This window comes from uncultured Jatrophihabitans sp. (assembly GCF_964246335.1).
GTDB lineage: Bacteria > Actinomycetota > Actinomycetes > Mycobacteriales > Jatrophihabitantaceae > Jatrophihabitans.
This window is the reverse complement of the sequence record NZ_CAXTQF010000121.1, coordinates 1-3,325: the sequence shown is the minus strand read 5'-3', so window position 1 is coordinate 3,325 and position 3,325 is coordinate 1. Positions and strand designations below refer to the sequence as shown.

2 protein-coding genes are annotated in these 3,325 nt (G+C 72.0%); both read left to right on the top strand.

The window, feature by feature from the left end:
• A partial coding sequence (locus tag ACFFCN_RS18535; protein WP_375494080.1) for a putative PEP-binding protein occupies positions 1-1,257 on the top strand: 1,257 nt, incomplete at its 5' end.
• Between the two features lie 144 nt (positions 1,258-1,401).
• Positions 1,402-3,325 (top strand): excinuclease ABC subunit UvrA (gene uvrA / locus ACFFCN_RS18530; protein ID WP_375494078.1); only part of this gene is annotated, 1,924 nt, incomplete at its 3' end.

Below are 3,325 nucleotides of genomic sequence, written 5' to 3'. Positions count from 1 at the left end.
CATCCCGAAGGTCACCGTGAGGAACAGCGTGGCGGCGATGCCGGCCTCGCCGTGTTGCGCGAACTCGGGGTCACCGGGCGCCGGGTGCCGGACGACGTGGCCGGCCGGGTGCTGGCCGCAGCGGAGATCGGTCCGGGGGAGTTGGGCGACTTCGCCGGGCGCGGCGGCGCGGCGGTGGTGCTCGCAGGCGGCACACCGACAGCGCACGCGGTGATCGTCGCCCGCGGGCTGGGCCTGCCCGTCGTGCTCGGCGCCGGCGGCCTGCTCGACGCGGTGGCCGACGGCACGCCGGTGGCGGTGGACGGTGACACCGGGGCGGTGGAGGTCGACCCGCCGGACGCCGCGGACCGGGCGCGCGAACTCGCCGTGCAGCACGAGCGACGCCGCGCCGAGCGCGCGGACGCCGCCGCGCCGGTGCAGGTTCGCGGCCGCCCGGTGGTGGTCGCCGCGAACATCGGCTCGGCCGCCGAAGCGCGCGCGGCCGTGCAGTTCGGGGCGGACGCGGTCGGGCTGCTGCGCACCGAACTGCTCGTCCTCGACCGGGACGACCTGCCCGACGAAGACACCCAGGTGGCCGACCTGCGTGCCGTGCTGGCCGAACTGGGCGGCCGGCCGGTCACCGTTCGCGTGCTGGACGCCGGGGGCGACAAGCCGGTGCGGGCGCTGCGGCTCGACCCGGTGCGCAACGGATTCCTCGGCGTCCGGGGCCTGCGCTGGCTGCTCGCCAATCCCGATGTGCTGCACACCCAGCTGCGCGCGGTGTGCCGCGCGGCCGACGGCTACGGCGGCACGATGGCCGTCATGGCGCCGATGGTCACCTTCGCCGCGGAGATGCGCGCCTTCCGGGACGCCGTGGACGTCGCCGTCGCGTCGCTCGTCGCGGACGACACGCCCCACGCACGGCCCGGTTCCGTGGGCGCGATGATCGAGGTGCCGGCCGCCGCTCTCGCGGCGGGGGACATCGCGCAGGTCGCCGACTTTCTGTCTCTCGGCACCAACGACCTGACCTCGTACACGATGGCCGCCGACCGCACCCAGGCCGACGTCGCGGCACTGCTCGACCCGCACGCCACGGCGCTGTGGCGCCTCGTCCAGCTCGTCGGCGAGGACGCGCGGGGACGGGCGGAGCTCGCGGTGTGCGGGGAGATGGCGGCGGTGCCCGAGTTCGCCGAGCGTTTCGTGCAGTGCGGGTTCAGCGAGCTGTCCGTCGCGCCCGCGGCGATTCCCGGGTTGAAGCGGCACCTGCGCGGCCGGTGACCGCGTCCAGTGCGGCGGCAGCGCGCGGAATGTCGACCGTGGCCGCGCGCGTTGTCGGTAACGGTCATTAGGCTGGCGTCGGCTCGTTGCCCGCTCGGCGCGACCCACCTGCGAACTCTCCGCACCCGGCCCGGAAGGCAGTGAATGCACGGCGCGAACGACCGTCTGATCGTCCATGGCGCCCGCGAGCACAACCTCAAGGACGTCAGCCTCGACCTCCCGCGCGACGCCATGATCGTCTTCACCGGGTTGTCCGGGTCGGGCAAGTCCAGCCTGGCCTTCGACACGATCTTCGCCGAGGGTCAGCGACGCTACGTCGAGTCGCTGTCGGCCTACGCGCGGCAGTTCCTGGGCCAGATGGACAAGCCCGACGTCGACTTCATCGAAGGCCTGTCACCCGCGGTGTCCATCGACCAGAAGTCGACGTCGAAGAACCCGCGTTCCACGGTCGGCACGATCACCGAGGTCTATGACTACCTGCGCCTGCTGTGGGCGCGCATCGGGCACCCGCACTGCCCGATCTGCGGCGAGCCCATCGCCAAGCAGACGCCGCAGCAGATCGTCGACCGCATCCTCGAACTCGAACCCGCTACTCGATTCCAGGTACTCGCGCCCATAATCCGTGAGCGCAAGGGCGAGTACGTCGACCTCCTCGCCGACCTGCAGGTGAAGGGTTACGCGCGCGCCCGCGTCGACGGCGTCGTCTACCCGCTCACCGACCTGCCGAAGCTCAAGAAGCAGGAGAAGCACACCATCGAGGCGGTCGTCGACCGGCTCTCCGCGCGCCCGTCGAGCAAGCAGCGCATCACCGATTCCGTCGAGACCGCGCTTGGCCTCGCCGGCGGCGTGCTGGTGCTCGACTTCGTCGACCTCGACGAGGACGACCCGCACCGCGAACGCCGCTACTCCGAGCGGTTGGCCTGCCCGAACGACCACCCGCTGGCGATCGACGAGCTCGAGCCGCGGTCGTTCTCGTTCAACTCGCCGTTCGGCGCGTGCACCGAGTGCACCGGCCTGGGTACCCGCAAGGAGGTCGACCCTGAACTGGTCGTCCCCGACCCGGAGATCAGCCTGGCCGACGGCGCCGTCACACCGTGGTCCACCGGGCAGACCAGCGAGTACTTCCTGCGGCTGCTGCAGGGGGTGGCGGACGCCGGTGGTTTCAGCGTCGACACGCCGTGGGAGCAGCTGCCGGCCCGCGCGCAGAAGGCCGTCCTGCACGGCACCGACGACCAGGTGCACGTCAGCTACCGCAACCGCTACGGCCGCAACCGCTCGTATTACGCCAACTACGAGGGCGTCATCCCGTGGATCGAGCGGCGTTACAGCGAGACGGACAGCGACTACTCGCGCGAGAAGTTCGAGGGCTACATGCGCGAGGTGCCGTGCCCCGCGTGTCAGGGCACGCGGCTCAAGCCGGAGATCCTCGCCGTCACCGTCGCCGACCGGTCCATCGCCGAGGTCGCCTCGCTGTCGATCGGCGACGCCGCGCAGTGGCTGGCCCACCTGCCGATGTCCGACCGCGACAAGATGATCGGCGAGCGCGTGCTCAAGGAGATCAACGCGCGGCTCGGCTTCCTGGTCGACGTCGGCCTGCACTACCTCTCGCTCGACCGCGCCGCAGCGACCCTCGCCGGCGGTGAGGCGCAGCGCATCCGGCTCGCCACCCAGATCGGCTCCGGCCTAGTCGGCGTGCTGTACGTGCTCGACGAGCCGTCCATCGGGCTGCACCAGCGCGACAACCACCGGTTGATCGAGACCCTCGTGCGGCTGCGCGACCTGGGCAACACGTTGATCGTCGTCGAGCACGACGAGGACACCATCAAGACGGCCGACTGGGTTGTGGACATCGGCCCGCACGCCGGCGAGGGCGGCGGCAACGTCGTCGTCAGCGGCACCGTCGACGACCTGCGCGAGTCGCCGGACTCCATCACCGGCGCGTACCTGTCCGGGCGCCGGCAGATCCCGGTGCCGCCGCTGCGCCGGCCGCCGCAGCGCGGTCGCGAGCTGCGGGTCGAGGGCGCGCGCGAGCACAACCTGCGCAACGTCGACGTCGCGTTCCCGCTCG